The 20,362-nt window shown below is 72.0% G+C and carries 18 protein-coding genes; 7 read left to right on the forward strand and 11 right to left on the reverse strand.

Annotation, left to right across the window (positions count from 1 at the left end; genetic code table 11):
- Nucleotides 1–323: 323 nt before the first annotated feature.
- On the forward strand, nucleotides 324–2,801 hold the full coding sequence (locus tag ACIHAA_RS18415) for an MMPL family transporter (protein ID WP_399818291.1): 2,478 nt from the start codon (nucleotides 324–326) through the stop codon (nucleotides 2,799–2,801).
- A gap of 2 nt (nucleotides 2,802–2,803) precedes the next feature.
- A complete protein-coding gene (locus ACIHAA_RS18420) occupies nucleotides 2,804–3,571 on the forward strand; it encodes an LmeA family phospholipid-binding protein (RefSeq protein ID WP_399818292.1) in 768 nt (255 codons plus the stop codon).
- A 56-nt stretch (nucleotides 3,572–3,627) separates the two neighbouring features.
- Here the strand turns inward: ACIHAA_RS18420 and ACIHAA_RS18425 are convergent, their stop codons facing one another.
- Nucleotides 3,628–4,491: a hypothetical protein gene (locus tag ACIHAA_RS18425; protein WP_399818294.1), complete on the reverse strand. Its 864-nt coding sequence runs from the start codon at nucleotides 4,489–4,491 to the stop codon at nucleotides 3,628–3,630.
- Nucleotides 4,492–4,744: 253 nt separating this feature from the next.
- A complete protein-coding gene (locus tag ACIHAA_RS18430; protein ID WP_399818295.1) occupies nucleotides 4,745–6,223 on the reverse strand; it encodes a PP2C family protein-serine/threonine phosphatase in 1,479 nt (492 codons plus the stop codon).
- Between the two features lie 20 nt (nucleotides 6,224–6,243).
- Here ACIHAA_RS18430 and ACIHAA_RS18435 point away from each other — a divergent pair, with 20 nt between their 5' ends.
- The 3 genes from ACIHAA_RS18435 (at nucleotide 6,244) to ACIHAA_RS18445 (ending at nucleotide 8,964) form a co-directional block, all read left to right on the forward strand.
- Entirely contained in the window at nucleotides 6,244–7,056 is an 813-nt protein-coding gene (locus tag ACIHAA_RS18435) for an SAM-dependent methyltransferase (protein WP_399818297.1), read from the forward strand.
- A 4-nt stretch (nucleotides 7,057–7,060) separates the two neighbouring features.
- Nucleotides 7,061–7,726 carry a nitroreductase gene (locus ACIHAA_RS18440; protein WP_399818299.1) on the forward strand — a complete coding sequence of 222 codons (666 nt, stop codon included), beginning with the start codon at nucleotides 7,061–7,063 and terminating at the stop codon, nucleotides 7,724–7,726.
- A 248-nt stretch (nucleotides 7,727–7,974) separates the two neighbouring features.
- A complete protein-coding gene (locus tag ACIHAA_RS18445) occupies nucleotides 7,975–8,964 on the forward strand; it encodes an aldo/keto reductase (protein WP_399818301.1) in 990 nt (329 codons plus the stop codon).
- Nucleotides 8,965–9,106: 142 nt separating this feature from the next.
- On the opposite strand, the gene ACIHAA_RS18450 is transcribed toward ACIHAA_RS18445, so the two are convergent.
- The 8 genes from ACIHAA_RS18450 to ACIHAA_RS18485 all read right to left on the reverse strand — a co-directional run bounded on the left by ACIHAA_RS18450 (nucleotide 9,107) and on the right by ACIHAA_RS18485 (nucleotide 16,733).
- Nucleotides 9,107–11,113 carry a collagenase gene (locus tag ACIHAA_RS18450; RefSeq protein ID WP_399818302.1) on the reverse strand — a complete coding sequence of 669 codons (2,007 nt, stop codon included), beginning with the start codon at nucleotides 11,111–11,113 and terminating at the stop codon, nucleotides 9,107–9,109.
- 260 nt (nucleotides 11,114–11,373) lie between these two features.
- Complete coding sequence (locus tag ACIHAA_RS18455) at nucleotides 11,374–12,333, reverse strand: LysR family transcriptional regulator (protein WP_399818304.1); 960 nt, start codon at nucleotides 12,331–12,333, stop codon at nucleotides 11,374–11,376.
- Nucleotides 12,334–12,451: 118 nt separating this feature from the next.
- Entirely contained in the window at nucleotides 12,452–13,432 is a 981-nt protein-coding gene (gene tgmB / locus ACIHAA_RS18460) for an ATP-grasp ribosomal peptide maturase (RefSeq protein ID WP_399818306.1), read from the reverse strand.
- A gap of 16 nt (nucleotides 13,433–13,448) precedes the next feature.
- Entirely contained in the window at nucleotides 13,449–13,640 is a 192-nt protein-coding gene (tgmA, locus tag ACIHAA_RS18465; protein WP_399818308.1) for a putative ATP-grasp-modified RiPP, read from the reverse strand.
- Between the two features lie 286 nt (nucleotides 13,641–13,926).
- A complete protein-coding gene (locus ACIHAA_RS18470; RefSeq protein WP_399818310.1) occupies nucleotides 13,927–14,865 on the reverse strand; it encodes an anti-sigma factor RsbA family regulatory protein in 939 nt (312 codons plus the stop codon).
- Complete coding sequence (locus ACIHAA_RS18475) at nucleotides 14,862–15,215, reverse strand: STAS domain-containing protein (RefSeq protein ID WP_399818311.1); 354 nt, start codon at nucleotides 15,213–15,215, stop codon at nucleotides 14,862–14,864. Before ACIHAA_RS18475 ends, ACIHAA_RS18470 begins: the two co-directional genes overlap by 4 nt.
- 265 nt (nucleotides 15,216–15,480) lie before the next feature.
- A complete protein-coding gene (locus ACIHAA_RS18480) occupies nucleotides 15,481–15,654 on the reverse strand; it encodes a CsbD family protein (RefSeq protein ID WP_399818313.1) in 174 nt (57 codons plus the stop codon).
- Between the two features lie 236 nt (nucleotides 15,655–15,890).
- Complete coding sequence (locus ACIHAA_RS18485) at nucleotides 15,891–16,733, reverse strand: SGNH/GDSL hydrolase family protein (protein ID WP_399818565.1); 843 nt, start codon at nucleotides 16,731–16,733, stop codon at nucleotides 15,891–15,893.
- Between the two features lie 296 nt (nucleotides 16,734–17,029).
- Between ACIHAA_RS18485 and ACIHAA_RS18490 the strand changes: the two genes are divergently transcribed.
- Together ACIHAA_RS18490 and ACIHAA_RS18495 are read left to right on the forward strand one after the other, a co-directional pair.
- Complete coding sequence (locus tag ACIHAA_RS18490) at nucleotides 17,030–18,010, forward strand: D-cysteine desulfhydrase family protein (protein ID WP_399818315.1); 981 nt, start codon at nucleotides 17,030–17,032, stop codon at nucleotides 18,008–18,010.
- 77 nt (nucleotides 18,011–18,087) lie between these two features.
- The gene (locus ACIHAA_RS18495; protein ID WP_399818316.1) at nucleotides 18,088–18,294 is read left to right on the forward strand and encodes a DUF6417 family protein; all 207 of its coding nucleotides are present in this window, start codon (nucleotides 18,088–18,090) and stop codon (nucleotides 18,292–18,294) included.
- Between the two features lie 143 nt (nucleotides 18,295–18,437).
- On the opposite strand, the gene ACIHAA_RS18500 is transcribed toward ACIHAA_RS18495, so the two are convergent.
- Nucleotides 18,438–20,159 (reverse strand): SpoIIE family protein phosphatase, encoded by a 1,722-nt coding sequence (locus ACIHAA_RS18500; RefSeq protein ID WP_399818317.1) that lies wholly within the window; start codon nucleotides 20,157–20,159, stop codon nucleotides 18,438–18,440.
- Between the last annotated feature and the right edge of the window lie 203 nt (nucleotides 20,160–20,362).

Here is a 20,362-nt window from a genome sequence, read left to right on the forward strand (position 1 = left end):
CATCCCGGGACACGGGGGCGGACTCCCCGGGCGCGGACGCGGACCCCGGACCACGGGACGTCGATGCTAACCAGCGCCGCCGCCCCGGACCGCGGCCGGAGCCGATCCTTACACCGCTCGAACAATCACCGAACCTTCCGCTCGTACGCCTCTCCCATGCTGGGACCGCCCTCCCCTGCTGGGAGGACGGCAGTCGAACGACCGGAGGACCACGTGAACAGCAGCGGCCCCGCCGCACCCCTGTCCCGCACGCCGCGCACCGTGCGGCTGCCCTTCGCACCCGTGTCCGCGCCCCGCAGCCGACCCGGAAGGGAAGTCTGACCATGGGGACCCCGTACCTTCTGGCCGCCTCGGCCGCCCCTGCCCATTACGCCGCCTCGGCCACCGGCTCCGGGACGCGCGCCCTGGCCGTGCTGGGGATCGTCACGGCCGTGGGACTGCTCGTGGCCGTCACGCTCTTCCTCTTCCGTACGCGCCGCACCGGGCCGCCCGCCGAAACCCCGCCGCCCCGGCCGCCCGTCGGCCGACTGCACCGGCTGGGCCACTGGTGTGCGCGGCGGCCCTGGCGGGTCCTGGGCATCTGGCTGCTCGTCGCCCTGGCCGCGTTCGGCGCGAACCGCGCCTGGGGCGGCACCTACGACGACGACTTCTCCCTGCCCGGCACCTCCGTGCAGAGCGGCGCCGACCTGCTGGACGCCCATGGCTCGGGCGCGATGCGGGGCACCGCCTCGCCGATCGTGCTGCACCCGGGGACGGGATCGCTCGCCGCCCACCGCAGCGCCGTCGAACACACAGTCGACAACCTGCGGAAGCTCCCCGACGTCACCGGCGTGGTCGATCCGCTGGCCACGCCCGGCGCGGTCTCCGCCGACGGCGCCACCGGCATCGTCACCGTCCATTTCGACCAGAACCCGGTCCGCTTCGACCCGTCGTACCTCGACGGGGTCGACGACGCCGTGCACACGCTGCGGGCGGACGGCGTCGACGTCGAGTACGGCGGCCCGCTGGGCCGACTGGCCCGCCCCAAGGCGGCGGACCGGGTGTCGGAGGCGATCGGACTCGCCACCGCCGTGGTCGTCCTGCTGGCCGGATTCGGCAGTCTGGCCGCGGCCGCCTTCCCGCTGCTGGCCGCCGTGACCGGGCTGCTGGCCGGGGTCTCCCTCCTCGGACTGCTCGCCACCGCCTGCACCTTCGGCACCGCCGCGCCGACACTCGCCACGATGATGGGCCTCGGCGTGGGCATCGACTACGCCCTGTTCCTCGTCACCCGCCACCGGCGGCTGCTGCGTGACCTCGGCGACTCCGGTGACCCCGACAAGCCGGTCGACCCCGCGGAGGCCGCCGGGCGGGCCGTGGCCACCAGCGGCCGCGCGGTGATCGTCGCCGCGACGACGGTGGCCCTCGCACTGGTCGGCCTGTACGCGTCGGGAGTGGGCTTCATCGGCACCCTCGGAGTCGCCGCCGGGCTCACCGTCGTGGTGGCCGCCGTCGCCGCACTCACCCTCACCCCGGCCCTGCTGGGCATCGCGGGGCGCCGTATCGACCGCTGGCGGGTCCGCCCGCCGGTCGACGAACCAGACGAGCCCGACGAACTCGATAAGCCCGACGAGCTCGATGAACCGGACGGACCCGCCCGACCCGCGGACATCTGGCACCGCTGGGCCGGAACCGTGGGCCGCCGCCCCTGGCCGTTCCTACTCGCCGGGATCCTGGTCCTGGTGGTGCTCGCCGTCCCCGCCGCGTCCATGCGCCTCGGCCACATCGACGACGGTGCCGATCCGACCGGCTACACCGACCGCCGGGCCTACGACCTGATCTCGGACGGCTTCGGGCCCGGCACCAACGGCCAGTTCACCGTCGTGGCCGACCTCGACAGCCACCGCACCGGAACCCCCTCCGAGATCCGGTCGCTGTCCGGCACCCTCCACGACGCCCTGGCCCGCACCCCCGGCGTCGCCCAGGTGTCCACCCCCGTCGCCACCGACGACCGGGCCCTGCTGGTCGCCACCGTCACCCCCGACACCGGCCCGCAGGACCAGGCCACCTCCGACCTGATGCACCGGCTCGAGGACGACGTCCTGCCCGGCGCGCTCGACGGCTCCGGTGCCCAGGGCCATGTCACCGGCACCACCGCGGCCCAACTCACCTTCCGGGACGTGGTCCTCGACCGACTGCCGCTCATCATCGCCGTCGTGGTCGCGGCCGCCTTCCTGCTGCTGCTCACCGTCTTCCGCAGCCCGGTCGTCGCGCTCAAGGCGGCCGTCCTCAATCTGCTGTCCATCGGCGCCGCCTACGGCGTGGTCGTGGCGGTCTTCCAATGGGGCTGGGGCGGCCCACTCCTCGGCGTCCCGGAAAAGGTGCCGGTCGAGTCGTACGTCCCGATGATGATGTTCGCGATCGTCTTCGGACTGTCCATGGACTACGAGGTCTTCCTGCTGTCCCGTATCCGGGAGGCCTGGCTGCGCACCGGCGACAACCACCGCAGCGTCGCCGCCGGACTGGCCGGAACCGCGCGTGTCATCACCTGCGCCGCCCTCATCATGACCAGCGTCTTCTTCGCCTTCCTGCTCTCCACCAATGTGGTGATCAAGATGCTGTCACTGGGCCTGGGCATCAGCGTGGTCATCGACGCCACCCTCGTCCGGCTCGTCCTGGTGCCGTCCACCATGTATCTGCTCGGCCGGGCCAACTGGTGGCTCCCACGGTGGCTCGACCGCATCCTGCCCCACTTCGACCCCGAGGGCCCACCCCCGGCACCCGCCCCGGACACGGCCCCCGTCACCGTCTCGGGGAAGCGGTGACGATGCGCCGCACCCCGAGCCCTGCGACCCTGCGCCGCACCCCGGCCGCCCCGGCCCCGGCGAGGACGGGGCGCCCGCTCCTGCGACGGCCCCGAGCGGTCGCCGCCCTCGCCCTCACCGCGCTCGTGCTCACGGCCGCCGGTGCCGAACTCACCGCCCGCATCGTGCTCCACGACCGCCTGGCCGCCGCGGCCGGACGAGCCCTCGGCAGCGGCACGGACATCCACACCGGCGGCGGACCGGCCCTGCTCGCCCTGGGGGAGGGGCACCTGGACACCGTGACCCTGCACAACGGCCACGCCCGGCTCGGCAACCTCCCCGATGTGTCGGTACGGGCCCGCCTCGACGACGTCCATCTGACCGGCCGTCACTCCGCGACCGTCGCCCGCACCGAAGCCGAGGTCGTGGTGCCCGGGGCCTCGCTGGAGGAACTGGCCGCCGCCTCCGGCCGCCGGATCCCGGTCACGGGGGTCCGCCTCGACCCCCGGGCGGGCACCGTCGTCCTCGCACTCGGCCAGGGCGGCCTGGCGCGGGCGACCCTGCGGCCCCGGCTGGAGGACGGCCGGGTGACCTTCGCCGTCGAGAGCGCGGAACTCCTGGGCAGCCCGGCCCCCGCCGCCCTCCTTGACCGTATCCGCACGACACTGTCCGACCGGCCGCGCACGGCCTACCCCCTGGGCCTCAAGGCCACGGCGCTCCACATCACCGACAGCGGCCTCCGGGTGACCCTGACCGGAGGGCACGCAGGACTCCCGGCGAAGACCCCCTGACAGCCAGGACTCCTCCGACTCCTACTCCCTCTGTTCCTCCTAGTCCTTCTGTCCCGCTAGTTTTTCTGACCTGACGACTCCGACTGCTCCGTCCCGGCGCTCTTCTGCGCCGGGACGGCGGCCGTCGTCCCCGACTTCTCGGCGGTCCCTGCCTCGGCCGCATCCTGGGCGGTGTAGAAGACGGACGTTCCCTGCTTGGAACGCTGCGCCTGGTTCCTGGCCACCAGCCCCTCAAGGGTGGTGCGGATGACGGTGGTCTTGATGCCGCGTTCGGGATGGACCTGGCCGAGGGCGGTGGCGACCTCCGCGGCGGAGCGGGGTTCCTTCTGCCCGGTGAGGTGACGGCGGACGAGTTCGACGAGCGTGGTCCCGGCAGTCGCTGCCTTCTTCGCCGCCCCCGCCCTCACTGCCGTCTTTGCCGACTGCGTCGTCTCCGCCGTCTCTCCCGCCTCCGCTGCCTTCACCTTCTCCGTCGCCTTCGCGGTCTTCGTTGCCTTCGTGGCCCCGACGGCCCGGTCCGCGGTCTTCTTCGCCGGTTTCCGCGCGGGCTTCTGACCGACGGCCTTCCCCGCCGCCGAACGGGCCCGCCCGGCAGCGCTCTTCGCGGGCCCGGTCTGCTTCTTCGCGGCGGACTCGACGGCGGGCTTCCGGCGGGGCGCGGGTACGGTGGGGTCGCCGGACGGGGCCGCGGCTGTGGTCGTGGGTGAGGGCGCGGGCGCGGCGGGAGACGGCGTCATACCGAGCGCCTGCTGCATGTTCACCAGCACGACATGGTTGTGCTGAAGGGCTGCCAGCTGCTGCTGGAGCGCGGCGATCTCCGCGCTCACCCGGTCCTGCTCCTTCACATTGCGCTCGAGGTCATCGGTCAGCTGGGCGGCGTACTGCGCCGTCAAATCGGTGGCGGCAGTGTTCTCGGACATGGGGTCGACCTTTCTCCGTATGTCGTGGTGCAGGCGCAGAAAGCCACAGGCACATGTACTCGGGCCGACGTCTGTGTGACGGCGACGCCGACTGCGCGCATACCCCGGTGCAGTGATGGTACGGACGAGTGGACCCTGTTGGTCCTCTCGAGTCATGTCTTTCCCTCGACCTGAGAGTGCGAGAAGGGCCCGTGCGCCCTGGTGGGCCCCGGTGACCGGGCCGAACCGCAGGGCCGGGACGGCGCGCCGGACTTCAGTCCTTCGAGGGGATCTTCGAGGGGATCAGCGAGGCCAGCAGCACGGTCCGGTCGTCCGGTCCGTCGGTGACCGACGCATCGTGCAGCAGCCGTTCGCACCAGGTGTGCAGGGCGTCCGGGGCGGTGACATCGGCATGCGCGTCGACGGTGCCCGCGAGCAGACGGGCGAGGCGGGCGATGCCCTCGTCAATGTCGGAGTGGCGCGACTCGACCATGCCGTCGCTGTAGAGCAGGAGCAGCGCCGGTTCGGGCACGGGGAGCACGGTCGGTTCATAGGCACCGGTGCCGAGGCCCAGCGGCAAGCCCGGGCTGGCGAGCGTGACGGGTGCGGCCCGTCCGTCCGGGCTCCGCATCAGCGGGGGAGGGTGCCCGGCCCCGACCAGGGTGCAGATGCGCTCCTGCGCGTCCCACTCGGCGTATACGCAGGTCGCGAAGGAGGCCCCGGGGGTGTCGCAGGCGAGGGCGTCCAGTCGGCGCATCAGATCGGCCGGGGTGATGTCGATACCCGCCAGGGTGCGCGCGGCCGTACGCAGTTGAATCATGGCTACGGCCGACTCCGGTCCGTGGCCCATGGCGTCCCCGACCACCAAGCCGATCCGGCCGCCCGGCCGCGGCAGCACATCGAACCAGTCGCCGCCGATGATGGTGTCATGGCCCGCGGGCACATATCCGTGGGCGATATGGCAGCCGTCGGGCTTGTGAGCGGTGCCGGGCAGCAGGCTCTGCCGGATGGCCAGCGCGGTCCGGCGCTCGCGTTCGTACCGCCGGGCGTTGTCCAGGGCCACACAGGCTCGCGCGGCCAGCGCCTCCACGTCCGTCGCGTCGTCCGGCAGGAAGCGGGCGCGGTCCGGGCCGCGCCCGCAGACAATGAACCCGACCGCGGCGCCTCGCAGATGCAGCGGCACGACCAGGAAGGATGCCGTCCGGAGCAGCCGGACTATGCGCGCGTCGTCGCCCAGGGCGCGCAGCCGTTCCGAGGTGTGCGCGTCGACCTCGTCCAGGAGCTGCGGAGCGCGGGTGGCCAGGGCCCGCGCGTACGGCGTCTCCCGCGGGAAGACGATCACCTCGCCCAGGGGCAGGATCCCCTCCCACGGGGCGGGAGCCTCCGTGCCCACACGCAGCGCCAGTCGGCGCGCCTCGATCTGGGGAGGGTCCCCGGCCGCGTAGGCGTTCTCCTCGACGAGCCAGCGCTCCAGCAGATAGACCGACGCGGCGTCGCAGAAGCCGGGTGTCAGCGCCTGCGCGATATGACGGCTGGTCAGATGAAGGTCGAGTTCCGAACCGATGACCTCGGCGGCGGGGGAGAAGGCCGACCGGCGGCCCGAGGGCGCGGCGGCCGGTGATACGTCGGTGCGGCTGCGCGCTTGCTTACGCAGGGTCGTGCCTTTCCGGGTGGGGCCGGTTGTGGCCGCGGGGCAGCGGACACGCCTCGCCGCGGGCCAGATGCCAACTATATGATGGAACATCAAGATCATTGATTTGGAGGGGAGTTGCTGTGCCGGGTGACGAGTTCCTCCCCAAGAGCGTCGACCCCGACAAGGCCAGCGTCGCCCGGATGTACGACGCGATGCTGGGTGGCGAGCACAACTACGCCATAGACCGGGAGGCACTCGCGGCGTTCACCGCCATCGACCCCCAGGTGCGGACACTGGCCCGGGCCAATCGCGCCTTCCTCCAGAGAGCGGTGCGCTTTCTGGCCGACGCCGGGGTGCGCCAGTTCATAGACCTCGGATCGGGCATCCCCACCCAGGGCAACGTCCACGAGGTGGCCCAGGCCGCCGCGCCCGGATCGCGTGTGGTCTACGTGGACAACGACCCGGTCGCTGTGGCGCACAGCGCCTCCCTGCTCGGCGGCAACCCGGACGCGGACATCGTCGACGCCGACATCCGGCAGCCGGCCGACATCCTGTCGTCGCCCCAGGTCCGCAGACTCATCGACTTCGACCGGCCCGTCGCCGTGCTGATGGTCACCATCCTGCACTTCATCACGTCCGAGGAGAGCCCGGCGGGCATCGTGGCCGCCTTCCGCGACGCCCTGCCCGACAACGGCTGGCTGGCGCTGACCCACGCCACCAACGAGGACCGCCCGGACACCGCCGCGGCCGTGGGGCAGCTGTACCGCTCCCGCGCCACCTCCCCGGTCACCGCCCGCTCCCACGCGGAGATCCTCACCCTGTTCGACGGCTTCGACCTGATGCCCCCCGGCCTGGTCCACGTCCCCCTGTGGCGCCCCACCCCCGACGACCCGGTCCCGGCCAACCCCTCGGAGTACTGGGTCTACGCAGGCGTCGGCCGCAAGCGCTCCTGACCCGGTGGATGTGTATGAAGCCGTGGACAGTCGCCGGGCTGTGCGGGCGTTCAGCGATGAGCCGGTACCCAAAGAGATCCTCGAACGCGTGCTGGCCGCTGCAACGCGGGCTCCGTCGAGTGGAAACCTCCAGCCGTGGCATGTGTACGTCGTGACCGGCGAGCCCCTGGCCGAGCTGAAGAGACGCGCAACAGCCAGGGCACTGGCGGGAGGCCCGGGGGACGAGCGACAGTATCCGATGTACCCGGCTGAACTGACCTCGCCGTACGCGGACCGCTTTTCCGCCGCGGCCGGTCAGAGGTACGAGGCACTGGGGATCGAGCGCGACGACCCCGACAGGCCCATGAAGATCGCCGCCTTGAACTCGCAGGCGTTCGGGGCCCCAGTCGTGCTGTTCTGCTACCTCGATCAGACGATGGGGCCGGGGCAGTGGGGGGACGCGGGGATGTACTTGCAGACGGTCATGCTGTTGCTGAGGGCGGAAGGGCTGCACAGTTGCCCTCAGGTGATGTGGACGATGTATCGCAAGACGGTCAGCCGGATCACCGGAGCCGGTGACGGGCTCGTACTGTTCTGCGGTGTCGCGGTGGGTTTCGAGAAGGAAGGCGTGCCACGGCTGCGCACCGGACGGGCGGACATGACAGAAACCGTGAGCTTCATCGGAGTGTGACCGGCCATATCGGCTTGGCAACGACATCGACCCTCCATCCCGGGGGCGGCTGGCATGCATCCCCCGGCGGGCGGGCGCATCCTTGACTTCGAGTGCACTTCACGTCATAGCGTCCTCGACATGGCCCCCACCGGGACCGTGGCCGTCGGGGTGCCGGGCAGCGGTGTCGGTGCGCGGGATGCGCGGGCTCCGGGGTGACCGGGGTGGGGCCGTGACGACCACGATCGCAAGAAAGTCTGGAGACGATCATGAAGCAGCGCAGGCTCCGGGATCTCGAAGTGTCCGCCCTCGGTCTCGGCTGCATGGGTATGTCCGCCTTCTACGGCTCCGCCGACGAGGACGAGGGCATCAGGACCATCCACCGCGCTCTTGAGCTGGGCATCAACTCTCTCGACACCGCTCAGATGTACGGCCCGCTCACGAACGAGTCGCTGGTCGGGCGGGCGGTCAAGGGGCGCCGTGACGCCTATGTGATCGCCACCAAGTTCAACTACCGCATGGACAACGCCGTCCCCGGCGACATGAGCACGGTCGGTCCGCAGGACGGTTCGGCGGAGCATGTGCGCAGCTCGGTGCACGGTTCGCTGAAGCGGCTCGGTACCGACTACATCGACCTCTACTACCAGCACCGGGTCGACCCCAACGTGCCGATCGAGGAGACCGTGGGCGCCCTGGCCGAGCTGGTCGCGGAGGGCAAGGTGCGCCACATCGGCCTGAGCGAGGCGGCCGCGGACACCATCCGCCGGGCGAACGCCGTCCACCCGATCGCGGCCGTGCAGACCGAGTACTCGCTGTGGACGCGCGACCCCGAGGCCGAGGTGCTGCCCGCCTGCCGTGAGCTGGGCGTCGGCTTCGTGCCCTACTCGCCGCTGGGGCGCGGCTTCCTCGCCGGACGCTTCTCGTCCCCCGAGGAGCTCGACGAGGGCGACTTCCGCCGCAGCGGCCCCCGCTTCACCGGGGACAACCTCACGGCCAACCTGAGGCTCGCCGAGAAGGTGAAGGAGATCGCGGCGGAGAAGGACGTCACCCCGGCGCAGCTGGCCCTCGCCTGGGTGCTGGCCCAGGGCGAGGACCTGGTCCCGATCCCGGGCACCAAGCGCCGCAGCTACCTGGAGCAGAACGCGGCCGCGGTGGACGTGGAGCTGACCAAGGAGGACCTCGCCCGCATCGACGCCGAACTGCCCCGGGCGGCGGGCGAGCGCTACGACGAGCGGGGCATGTCGACGGTCAACCGCTGACACCCCGGGCGGCATCCGCGTTCGCGTCCGCGTCCGCTTCCACGGATGCCGACGAGGCCGACCGGCCGACGGGTACGGGGGCGGGAACCCTCTCGGGTTCCGACGCCGCTCCGGACCCCGGCCGGTCGGCCTCCGGCGTCGCTCAGCCCACCGGACCCGAGCCGCCGGTGCGCTGCCCGCCCGTGCCCGGTCCGGCGCAGGCGCCCGCGGCGCAGGCCGTGAGCCAGGCGTCGAAGTCGGCATCGTAGCGGGTGCCGATGTCATTGCCGTAGACCGCGTAGCCGCCGGGGTAGTCGCCCGCCCGGAAGCGGTCGAGCATGCGCTGAATGTCCGCCGGGTGCTTCTCGACCATGTAGCGGACCGCGAGATAGCCCCAGGGATACGTGCGTGTCTCGTCGCTGTTGGCGTAGGTGCTCTGGAACAGCGTGCTCAGGGTGTAGGTGTGCTTGCCCGCCTCGGTGACCGCCTCGTCGTCGGTGATGCCCCGGTAGCTGTAGGAGACGTACTCGGCGAGGCCCTCGATCCACCAGATGTCCGGCACGGCGGTCTGCTGGGTGAAGTCGCCCTTCATGTCGTAGCGTGCGTCCAGGTAGTGCGTGTACTCGTGGTTGAGGTTCCAGATCCGGGCCGTGAAGCCGTCGTCGTACGCCTTCTGGTACATGATCGAGGTCGGCTGGTTGCCGGGATCGGCCGGGTCACCGACCAGGGTGATGCCGCCGTTGTCGGTGCTCACGCCGTAGATCTGCCCGGCGTACGTCTGGTAGTCCGTCCGGCTGGCGAACACCACGAGCTGGATGGTCGACTCGTACTGCCCGGGTATCTGTCCCGGGTCCTTGACGAGCCGGTGTACATACGGGTCCTGGCCCAGCAGGCTGGCACACGCCGCGTCGAGGTCCTCGGCGGTCAGCGACTGGGCCCGTATCGTGTGCGCGCTGTCGCAGGCATGTGTGACGGGCAGAGCCGCCTCGGTCAGACGGGCCGTCAGATCGCAAGTGCCGTAGTACGCGCAGTCGGTCTTGGCGTAGGAGTCCAGCTGGGTCGCGACCGCCACCCACAGCTGCGCCGTCGGACCGGTGATCGACGAGGTGTCCAGCAGGTCCTTCGCGGCCGGGCGGACCAGGGACGTGAGCGCGGAGTGCTCGACATGACGGGCGAGGCTCATACCGGCGTTGGAGTCGAGATAGGCGCTGTCGGTCCCCAGCAGATCCAGATGGCGCAGGGCGAAGGTGTGCAGGGTGCCGAGGATGCGCGGGTCGGCGGTGACGGCGTCGACATAGGAGGGGTTCCAATTGCCTCGCCACAGCGGGGTGTAGACGTCGTTGACGGCCGCCACCATGCTGGGGAAGGCGTCGTAGGAGCTGTCGTACGCGCCGAGCAGCCGCCGGTAGGCGGCGAGATAGCGGCCCTGGAGATTGGCGCTGTCGGTGAGGATGACGGCCTCGCCCAGGACGTCGCCGTTGGCCGCGGTGACGTCCTTCGTGTGCCGGGCGGCGAGGAAGGTGTCCAGTGCGCGGGCGGTGGCCGAGGTGAGCCGTGCGTCGTAAGGGCCGGTGTCGGAGGGGTCGTTGAACTGTACGTAGTAGCCGGCCCGCAGGAAGAGCACCAACTGCCAGATGCCGTCCGAGTTGTCGCCGTCGTAGCTCTGCGCCGTGGTCCCGAAGGCCTTGGCCACGGTGATCATCCGGGACTCGCCGAAGACCCGGCCCGCGTCGGCGCCGGTGACGGTGAAGAGGCTGTTGACGCAGTCCATGGTCGAGGCTCTGACGAAGGCGACGAGCGCGGAGCCGCTTCTGCTGCCGAAGTCGGCCGGCGAGCAGACGGCCTTCGCCGCGGCGCCCGGGCCGGATGTGGTGTCCGGCTTGCGCGGGGACACGGCGGCCCGCAGCGGTGGCAGCCGGTCGGGGGCCGTCCGCCGGTTCTGTACGGCGTGGCCGGGCGTGACGAGGGTGGAGCCGGTCGGGGCGGGCGGCGCGGAGGCGCCGGTGCCGGTCGTGGCCGACGGTGTCGCGCCGTGGACCGCGGCGGCGGGGGATTCGGTACGGGAGTAGGACCCGGGGGAGGCGAGTGCGGGCGGCGCCAGCAGGCCGAAGAACGTGATTCCGGCGGCGAGAGCGCCAGCCACGCGTCCGGGCAGAGGGGAGTAGCGCATCCAGGACTCCTTCACGGAAAGATGCGCCTCGGAGGCGGTGCTGAGGCGTGTGAGGCACCCTCTCAGCGCCACCGTCGGCCAACAATAGGGTGTGACATAGCACATTGCACTGGGCTCCCATAACACGGGCACTGCGGACCCCCCGCGACACGGGCAGTGCATACGCACCCCGGGCAGCGCACGCGGCAGCGGCCGCCGCGGCGCCCCGGCCCCGCGCCTGGACCTCCCGTTGCTGTCCCCGCCCCCCGACGAGGCCGCCCCTACCTCCCCGCCACGCTCCAGGTCCTCGCGGCCCAAGCCCTCAAGTGCGGTGACTGGCCCGCGAGATCGCGGTAGGCGGCGGTGGCGGAGGAGAACAGAGCCTCCGCCGTTCCGCCGGGCACTGTGTCGCGCCGCCAGGCCAGCACATAGCGGCACCACAACGGGGTGCCGCTCAGCGGCCGCACCAGTACCTCCGGGATCGGCCGGAGCGTCGCCTGCACCAGTGACACCCCGAGTCCGTCACCGACCATGCTCAGCAACTGCTGCCGGTCACCCAAAAATTGATGGACCGTCACCGGAGTGAATCCGGCCGCTTCACAGGCCGCGTAGAACACTCCGGGCCAGCCCGCCCCGTCGTCGGGTGTCACGAACCAGGCGTCCTCGGCCAGGTCCTCCAGCGCGATCTGCGCACGGTGCCGCAGCCGGTGCCGGGACGACAGGGCCACGAACGTCGGCTCGGTGACGATTCCGCGGTGCGCCAGTGCGGGGGAGTGGCGCAGCTCCCGGCCGGGATAGTCCGCGGCGAGCGCGGCGTCCACCTCGCCCCGCTCCAGCAGCTCGACGATCTCCGAGGACGCGTACACGCTGCTCACGGTGAGCGACACCTCCGGGAGCCGTCCGCGGACCCGGGTGACCATCCCGGACAGGACCGGCGAGTTGGTCGCCGCCAGCCGCAGGACCGGGCGCGCCGCCGCGGTCCCCGCCGACCGCCGGTGACCGATCGCCTCCGCGCGGGACAGCACGTCCCGCGCCTCGGCCACGACCTCCATGCCGTACGGGGTCAGGGTCGCGCCCGAGATCCCGCGCTCGAACAGCGGCGTGCCGAAGAAGCGCTCGATGCGGCGGAGCTGGGTGCTGAGGGCCGGTTGGGAGTACCCCAGGTCCGACGCGGCCCGGCCCACACTGCCCGCATCGGCGATCGCGCACAGCACGCGCAGATGCCGCAGTTCCAGCTCCATCCGCCCGCCCCCTCCACCTCGCCCGGTCGGTCCCGGCCCGGTGGGCCCGCAGCGCACCGGCGGAGGGGAAGCGTTCCATCGTGCCGCCGTCCCCACAAGACGCCGGTCCGCCTACCTCCTACGGGGTACCCGGCCGCTGCGCCGGGACGGAGGGCTGCTCCGCCTCCGGTTCCTGCCGGGCCAGCCAGTGCGCGACCGCGCGGGCCAGCGGCTGGCCCGTGTCCAGTTCCACGAACCCGAACTGGCCCGACTGGTTGCACTCGAGGAACCACCAGATACCGTCCGCGTCCTCCGCGAAGTCGAAGGCGCCGTAGGCGAGTTCGGCCTCGCGGAGATAGGCGTGCACGGCCGGGGCGATACGCGGCGGGACGTCGACCGGCTGCCAGGGCCCGGTGGAGGGGGCGAACCGGACGTCCACGTCGTCGGCGTCCGGGACGGCCGGTTTGCGCGCCGCCAGCAACCGGTCGCCGACCGCGGTCAGCCGGATGTCGGCACGCTTGGCGATACGCCGCTGGAGCAGCGTGGGCCCGTACGCCACGGCGGTGAAGTCGGTGTCCGGAGCGACGCGGCTGGTGGGCACCGCCCGGGGCGGGTCCTGCGGGTGGGTCCCGGAGACGGGCTTGACCACCAGGTCGGGGAAGCGCCGGGCGAAGTCGCGGGCGGCCTGCGGAAAGGTCGTGATCAGGGTGGCGGGCACGGGCAGTCCGCTGCGCTGGGCGAGACGGAGCTGCCAGGGCTTGCGGCGGGCCCGGCGGGCGGCGTCGGGGCGGTTCATCCAGCGCGCGCCGGTACCGTCCAGCATCCCGTACAGGGCCTGTGACGCCTCCTCGGTGAGCCAGGGGGAGGGCTCGTCGACCCGGGTGGCCGCGATCCCGGGCCGCCGCACCCAGACGGAGCGCAGCCCGCCGGTGCTCACCAGGCGTCCTCCGGTGGAGAGATGGCCCTGAAAGGCGCCGTGCACATACTCGCCCGAGAGGGCGACGGTGCCCGGGAGGTCCGCGGGGTCGAGCCGGACCACGGGCACGCCGCTCCCGTGCAACTCGGCCACCACCATGTCGGCCGTCACATCCTGTTCACAGGTGAGGATCAGCACGGTCATTGTCGGGGCCCCGTGTTCAGTCGTCGAAGTGAGTCTTCGAGCCCGCCGTGGAGGTCGTGGCTCCCCATTCCCGCAACACCGCGTAGTCGCGGGCGGCGATCCGTCCATCGGGAAGGACGTTCAACTGGAGGTCGGAGTCGTAGCTGTACGGGGTGCTGACCTCGAACTCCTGGGCCGGGCGTGCATAGTCCAGCGCGAACGGGCGCATCGTCTCTCCTCGGTCGGTGCTTCCTCGGCAACAGACGGTGACGCTTCGGCGCGACCGCCGTCTGCCGGGCCGCTATGGCTCCACCCACTTATACGAATCGAACGGGTGAATGGTTGCGTCACGTTGAGTGACGAGAGGAGCGGTCGGGTACGGAGCGTACGTTTCCCTGGTCGGCGGGGGTGCGATGGGTCTGGGGGAGTGGCTGCCCCGAGAGAAGTGTCGGCCGTGCGAAGAGAAGTGTCAGCCGTCCGGAGGCAGAAGTGTCAGCTGTCCGGGGGCAGAAGTGTCAGCGGCTCAGATAGAAGCGGATGGTGGTGCCCGGATCGCCGGTGTGCACACGGACCAACTCGGCCACATGATTGACCAGCAGCAGCCCTCGGCCGCCCGGCCGGTCGGGCGCCTGGGGGCGGCGGCCCGCCAAGGGGTCGATCAGGCGGCCCGCGTCATGCACCTCGCAGACGATCCGTCCGCGCTCGGCCCAGATCCGCAGCGTGCCTCCTCCGGCGCCGTGCAGAACGCTGTTGGTGGTCAACTCCGCCACCGCAAGCGCGAGATCCTCCAACGGGGTACCGGTCAGGCCCAGTTCCCTGCCGTGCCGCACGGCGAATTCGCGCACCCGGGACAGCTGACCGCTGCCCCGGAAGTCACAGGCGGCGGCGTCGGGCGGGACCGGCAGTGCCTCGTTGTAGCGGGCGACGGCCGCCTCGGGGCTGTAGGCGGCGGACTCGGTCCGCCCATGGGCGTCGATCACCTCCGGATGGGTGGCCCGCGCGTCGTCGAGCACGGTATCCGGGAGCGCCGCGGCATCGTAGGGGCAGAGAATGGTCACCTCGCGCCCCGCGAACGCCGCGTTGATGAGCGCCTCGTGTTGCACACACGCCGGATATTCCATGGCGGTACGGCCGGGCCAGACGGGTTCGCCGACGATACGCACCCGTCCGTCGCCGCCGTGGGCGTCGGTGAACCGGCGCAGCACCCCCGGGATGATCCACCCCGGGTTGCGGCCCGCCTGCGTCATGTCCACGAAGCAGACCTCGTCCGCCTGCGCGCCCAGGCCGTCCCGGACGACGGCGAGGCGGTCCGGCGGCGCCGCCACGGCGACCGGCTCGCCCGCGGCGAGACCGTCGAGTACGAAGGGGACCGTGCCGGTCGCGTACTCCTGTGTGCCGCGATAGAAGAGGGCCGGGTGCACAAACGTTTCGCGTGCGGTGAGCGTATCGGTCACGGTGCCACCTCGATCCCGCTCGGCCCGGGCCAGAAGATGCCGAGTACGCGCGCCAGTTGCGCGGGTGGCCGGTGGGCCACGATCCGCCGTCCCCCGGGCAGTGACCGCGCGGCCGTCGCCAGGTCCGTGACCCCTGCCACGTCGATGAACGCCACCTCCGACAGATCGACATGGAGCGGTGTGCCCGCGAGCCGCGTCAGCTCGGCGAGCGTTTCCCGCCAGATGTGCCGGGTGTCCAGGGTGACTTCGCCGACGATCCGCAGACCGGTGCGTCCCGGCAGGGGATGGGCCTCAAGGCGGGCCCCGTCGCTCGGCGGTGCGGCGAGGGGTTCCCCGAGTGAGACGTCCATGTGCCACCTCTTCGCCTCGTGCCGACCCGCGCAATGAGCACCATAGACCCCGACACCGTCGGCCGCGTCATCGGCTGGCATCCGGAGCCCGGCCGTCCGTGACGACCGTCATGGGGCCGACGAAGACGACCCACGACGACGACCGACGAAACGACGAGGGGGCGACGACGAGGAGGAGGCGGCCGAAGGGGGAGAGGCAGGGCCTCCGGCATGCGGAGGGGCCCCCGTCCGAGACACGGGGACCCCTCCGCGGGCGTCTGACGTATCAGCGCTTGAACGCGTCCTTGGTCTTTTCCTTTGCCTGGCGGGCGTCGCCCTTGGACTTCTCCGCCCGTCCTTCGGCCGTCATCCGCTCGTTCCCGACTGCGCGACCGACGGTCTCCTTGGCCTTGCCCTTGGCCTGCTCCATCTTCGCCTTGGCCTTCTGGTCTCCAGCCACCTTCGCTCACTCCACGTCATATCGACTACGGGGTACTGGACGGGTGACCGCCGAGGCGGTATTCAAACCCGGCCATCCGGATCGACCGCGTGACGGCTCCGCCATGACGACCGTCATGGGACCGACGACCGCCATGGGACGGTGCGGTGACGGCTGCCGTTGTCAGTGAGTCACTGACTGTGACGAACCGGGACGCGGTGCCGGGCGTCGGCATGCGAGCCATGGGTTGCGGAGCGTCACCGGTGTCGCGGCCCGTGGCAGCCCAGGGTGCGGTCGACCGCCAGGGCCATCGCCCGCTCGCCCTCGGCGTTGGGGTGCAGGGGTGCGGCGGGGGTGGCCGGGGTCAGGGTCTCGATCCAGCGCTGCCCGGTGGGCCTGCACATGTCGTGTCCGATGGTCGGCCGGTAGGTGTCGACGAAACCGGCGCCATGGCGGCGGGCCTGTCCGGCCAGCATCGCGTTGAGCTGCTTCTCCTTGTCCCGCAGATAGGGGAAGTCCCCCGCGGCGAACGGCACGGAGCCGCTGGTGCAGCCGACCCCCGTCTCCGGGAAGAGGTCCGGGTAGCCCACCACCAGGATCCGGGCGTGCGGGGAGCGGCCCCGGACACCGCGCAGCACCCGGGCGATCTTCGGCGCCGTCTGCTCGACCGTCTCCGTCAGGCGGTCCCTGCCCCCGGCGGTGAAGTAGGCGCGGCACGGGGCACCGGTGGGGTCGGAGGCGGTGAGCCGGGCGCAGGTGCCGAGGACGGTGGTGAAGCCGACGTCGTTGCCGCCGATGGTCACGGTCACCAGGTCCGTCCGGCGGCCGAGTGCGCTGAACTGGGCCGGGGCGGTTCCCTGAGGGGCCGTCATCTCCGCGGTGGTGGCCCCGGAGCAGGTGACGTCCGCCAGCCGTTTCGACGCGTAAGAGGCCACGAGGGAGGGGTAGTTGTGGTCGGACCGCTTGCAGTTCGCGTCCACCTGCCCGGGCACCACCGGTGCCGACGCATACGAGTCGCCGAGGGCGACGTAGTCCCGGTGGTGCCGACCGGCGGGGGAGGCGCTCGCGGGTCCGGCTCCGGGGCCCGCCAGCACGGCCATGCCGCTGATCACCACCGTGCCGAACGCCACCGCGCGTCTCGCACCACGGCTGAGTGCCTTCTTCGCCACGGCCGGTCCTTTCCTGGGCGGGAGGTGCTCCGGCCGGGCGGCCGGAGTCCGCCCGGGGTCCAACTCGCCGTCCCCGAACGGTTCCTGAGGAGCACGAGGATCACAAAGAACACCGGTCGGCGGAAGCCGCTGTGTCGTAAAGAATCGCCTTCGCCGTGCTGGACGGCACGATGGACCATGTGCGGTACCGGACTTTCGCATGCCCCCCTCGACCTGCTGGAGATCGCGTGAGCGACAGGATCACCCTGGCCACCTGGCCCACCCCGCTGGAGCCGATGCCCCGCCTCGCGGCGGCGCTCGGGCTGGGCGAGGACGACCTCTGGGTCAAGCGGGACGACCTGATCGGTCTCGGGGGCGGCGGCAACAAGGTCCGCAAGCTGGAGTGGACCCTCGGCGCCGCCCTGGCGGAGGGCGCGGACACCCTGGTCACCACGGGGGCCGCGCAGAGCAACCACGCCCGCCTCACCGCGGCCGCCGGTGCCCGTGCCGGACTGGATGTCGTGCTCGTCCTCCCCGGTACGGCGGCCGACGCGGCCCAGGGTTCCGGCAATCTTGTGCTCGACAGCCTCTTCGGGGCGCGGATCCACTGGGCCGGGGACGGCGACCCCGGCACCCTGGGCCAGGCCGCCGAGGAGGTGTGCGCGCGGCTCCGCCTCGGTGGCGCGCGCCCGTATGCGATCCCCTTCGGCGGTTCCAGCCCCCTCGGGGCGCGTGGCTACGTGGACGGCGGCGAGGAGCTGCTCGGCCAGCTGCCGGATGTGCGGCATGTCGTGGTGGCGCTCGGTTCCGGCGGCACCATGGCCGGTCTGATCGGCGCGCTCGGACAGGAGCGTGTTCTCGGCGTGCACTGCGGAGCGGTGACCGACCCGGTCGGCACGGTCGCCGCACTGGTGACCGAACTCACCCGGCGCCCGGCCGCACCCGGATCGCTGCGCATCCGCACCGACCAGGTGGGAGCCGGATACGGAACCCTGCACGAACCCGTGCTGGAGGCGATGCGGACGGCCGCGACCACCGAGGGGATCGTTCTGGACCCGGTCTACAGCGGCCGTGCCCTGGCCGGTCTGATCGCCGCCGTCCGGGACGGCGGCATCCGTCGCGGGGAGCGCACCGTCCTGCTCCACACCGGCGGCCTGCCGGGACTTTTCGGCCATACGGAGACCGTGCGGCGCACCGTCGCGGCACTGCGCCCCCACTCTTCGGGCTGATCAACGGCGCCGCCCCTACCCCGTCCGGCGCGGGGTCCGTGCGTGACTGGCCGATGTCCGGGTACGTTGCCCAGGCCATGGAAGAAAACGACACCTTCGGCCTCGACGGCATCGAGTCCGCCCCCGTCGAACAGACGATCGAGCGGCTGGCACTGATGAACCGGGAGGAGGCTGACGATCTGCTACGACTTCTCGCGACGGTCGCCGAGGCGGGCGGCCCGCTGTCCGCGGAGGCGGAACGGCTGGCGCGGGAGATCGCGACCCGGATCCCCTCGGAGAACTGACCACCGCCCGGCCCGGGCGGTGGCGCGCCGCCCCCACCACGCCCCCGAGGCCCTACGCCACCGCGGCCGCCACGCCCCGGCGACCGTCACAGCACACCGCCACGGTGACGCGACGCCCCGGCGACCGGCACACCCCGCAGCCCTCACACCACCCCAGGCGTCCGCAGTGCCAGCACGGCGACGTCGTCTTCGTTGTCTGCCGGACGCGTACGCTCCAGCAGCTGGTCGGCGAACGACTCCAGCGACCGGTGGGCCAGGGCGGCGGCATGGCGGCGCAGCCGGTCGAGCCCCTCGTCCAGGGAGTGGCCCGGTGACTCGACCAGGCCGTCGGTGTACAGCAGCAGCGTCGACTCGGGCGGCAGCACCACCGTCCCGTCGGACCGCTGCCGCCCGGTTCGGATGCCGAGGAGCGGCCCGTGCCCCTCGGTGAGGTACTCGGTCAGGCCCTCACGGGTCACCAGCAGCGGCGGAGGATGCCCCGCGTTGGTCCACGACAGGGTCCAGAGCCCGTCGTCGCCGAGCGCGGTCCGGGCGAAGACCGTGGTGGCCATCGGGACGTCCGTGAGCCGTGTCATCGCCTCGTCGAGCCATTCCAGGATGCGACTCGGCGGCTCCTTCTGGGACCAGGCGTAGGCGCGCAGCATGTTGCGCAGCTGCGCCATGCCGGCCGCCGCGTCCAGATCGTGCCCGACGACGTCCCCGACGGCCAGGGCCGTGTCCCCGTCGGCGAGGGTGAAGACGTCGTACCAGTCACCGCCCACCTGTGAGGCGTCCGGCGCGGGCAGATAGCGGGCCGTCATCCCCAGCCCGGGCAGGCACGGCAGCTGGGGCAGCAGATGGCGCTGCATGGTCTCGGCGACCTTGCGCTGCCGTTGGTAGAGGCGCGCGTTGTCCAGGGCCAGCCCGGCCCGGCGGGTGATGTCCTCCAGCAGCGCGAGGTCGGCGGGGGCGAAGCCCTCGGGCCGCTCCGCGCGCCCCAGGGTCAGGGCCCCGAGCACCTCGCGCAGCCCGCGGATCGGGGCGATCGCGGCGGAGTGCATGCCCGTCTCCTCGAAGAGCCGCCGCTGGGCCACCGCAAGGCCCGAGTCCGGCACACCCCGATAGGTCTCGGGGCCCGTCAGGGTGGAGGCGACCCCGCGCAGGGCCCGCGACAGGGGCATCGGGGAGTCCTCCGGCACCGGCGGCATCGGCCCCTGCAAGTCGTCCCGGTGCACCAGGACTCCGTTCTCCGCATGGACCACGGAGGTGCGCCACACCTCGTCGCGCTCGGTGATCTGGTCGATGACCGCCCAGTCCGCCAGCCGCGGAACCACCAGGCCCAGCAGCCGCCGCAGCGCCTCGTCCACGTCCAGCGTCGAGGTCAGCTGGGTGGTCGTCTCGGCCAGCAGGGCCAGGCGCTCCAGCTCGGGCAGCGGCTCCGCGGCCGAGCCCGTCCGGCCGCGCGGGGCGTCGGCGTCCGCGGAGGTGTGGAAGAGCACCAGCGTGCCGTCCTCCGGGTCACCGACGTCGTAGGAGGTGACCAGCCAGGACACCGGCAGCAGAAAGCCGTCGCCGCGGGCGAACCACTCGGCCGTGCCCTGCGCCGTCTGCCCGCTGAGAAAGGCTGACCTCATCACGCACCCCGTCCGGGGCACCGGCTCCCCGTGGCGGGTGCGGTGCAGCAGGTCATGGGCGTCGTGCCCGAGGAGTTCCCGGGCGGAGCGGAGGAGCAACTGCTCGGCACGCGCGTTGACGGCGATCACGCGGCCCTGCTGGTCCACGACGTAGGCGCCGGTGCCGAGGGCGTCGAGGGGGGCCCGCAGGGACTCCTGAGCGGTCCGCTCGAACGGCTCCTCGGCGGTGTCGGCGGTGTCGATCTCCGTCATCCCGGGTCCCCTCCCCTCCGTGCCGCTGTCGGCTGGGCCGTGCCCCGGTGGGGACCGGGGCGGCCGCGCCCGTCGCGGATATTCTGACCGGCTTCCCGGGTATCAGGCGTCCTCGGATCCGGACTCCGTACCCGGTTCTCACCCTCCCCACCGGGAGCGGTTCTCACCCTCCCCACCGGGACACCTTCCGACACGGCAGGACG

It is taken from the genome of Streptomyces sp. NPDC052040, assembly GCF_044548405.1.
In the GTDB taxonomy this organism is placed as follows: Bacteria; Actinomycetota; Actinomycetes; order Streptomycetales; family Streptomycetaceae; genus Streptomyces.

Coding starts and splice junctions, on each gene's coding strand:
- ACIHAA_RS18415 (WP_399818291.1), top strand. CDS start 324: ATGGGGACCCCGTACCTTCTGGCCGCCTCGGCCGCCCCTGCCCATTAC.
- ACIHAA_RS18420 (WP_399818292.1), top strand. CDS start 2,804: ATGCGCCGCACCCCGAGCCCTGCGACCCTGCGCCGCACCCCGGCCGCC.
- ACIHAA_RS18425 (WP_399818294.1), bottom strand. CDS start 4,491: ATGTCCGAGAACACTGCCGCCACCGATTTGACGGCGCAGTACGCCGCC.
- ACIHAA_RS18430 (WP_399818295.1), bottom strand. CDS start 6,223: ATGATCTTGATGTTCCATCATATAGTTGGCATCTGGCCCGCGGCGAGG.
- ACIHAA_RS18445 (WP_399818301.1), top strand. CDS start 7,975: ATGAAGCAGCGCAGGCTCCGGGATCTCGAAGTGTCCGCCCTCGGTCTC.
- ACIHAA_RS18450 (WP_399818302.1), bottom strand. CDS start 11,113: ATGCGCTACTCCCCTCTGCCCGGACGCGTGGCTGGCGCTCTCGCCGCC.
- ACIHAA_RS18455 (WP_399818304.1), bottom strand. CDS start 12,333: ATGGAGCTGGAACTGCGGCATCTGCGCGTGCTGTGCGCGATCGCCGAT.
- tgmB (WP_399818306.1), bottom strand. CDS start 13,432: ATGACCGTGCTGATCCTCACCTGTGAACAGGATGTGACGGCCGACATG.
- tgmA (WP_399818308.1), bottom strand. CDS start 13,640: ATGCGCCCGTTCGCGCTGGACTATGCACGCCCGGCCCAGGAGTTCGAG.
- ACIHAA_RS18475 (WP_399818311.1), bottom strand. CDS start 15,215: ATGGACGTCTCACTCGGGGAACCCCTCGCCGCACCGCCGAGCGACGGG.
- ACIHAA_RS18485 (WP_399818565.1), bottom strand. CDS start 16,733: ATGGCCGTGCTGGCGGGCCCCGGAGCCGGACCCGCGAGCGCCTCCCCC.
- ACIHAA_RS18495 (WP_399818316.1), top strand. CDS start 18,088: ATGGAAGAAAACGACACCTTCGGCCTCGACGGCATCGAGTCCGCCCCC.
- ACIHAA_RS18500 (WP_399818317.1), bottom strand. CDS start 20,159: ATGACGGAGATCGACACCGCCGACACCGCCGAGGAGCCGTTCGAGCGG.